Here is a 376-nt window from a genome sequence, read left to right as displayed (position 1 = left end):
GACGCCTGCTGCTGGGTCCCGTGGCCGGCTCGGGAGCCGGTGCCGGCTGCCGGGGCGGCACCCGCTGCGACGACCGGCAGCGGGGCCAGGGTGCCGGTGGAGGGGTCGGCGTCGGTCCGCGTCGGTGCCGCGGCCGGGATCGCCGCCGCCGGGACAGCGACGGAGGCGCCGCCGACCGCGGTCGGCGCGGGGGCGGTGCCCGGAACGACCTCGGAGGCAGCTGCCGGCGACGCGGTGCCCCTCGGCGGCACAGCGGGCGCCGACGGAGCGGTCGCCGTCACCGCGGGCACGGCCGGCACCGTCGCCGGTGCCTGCTGCGGGGCGACGGAAGCGGTTCCGCTCGTCGGCGTCGGGGCGGACGAGGTCTGTGACGCCG

At 81.4% G+C, this 376-nt stretch carries 1 pseudogene; it reads right to left on the bottom strand.

The window, feature by feature from the left end:
* A pseudogene (locus H489_RS0118385) lies at positions 1-290 on the bottom strand (hypothetical protein); the annotation flags it as partial.
* Positions 291-376: the final 86 nt, after the last annotated feature.

The organism is Curtobacterium flaccumfaciens UCD-AKU (genome assembly GCF_000349565.1).
Classification (GTDB): Bacteria; Actinomycetota; Actinomycetes; order Actinomycetales; family Microbacteriaceae; genus Curtobacterium; species Curtobacterium poinsettiae.
Note: the sequence above shows the minus strand (reverse complement) of the source record. Positions and strands in the feature narration are given on the sequence as shown.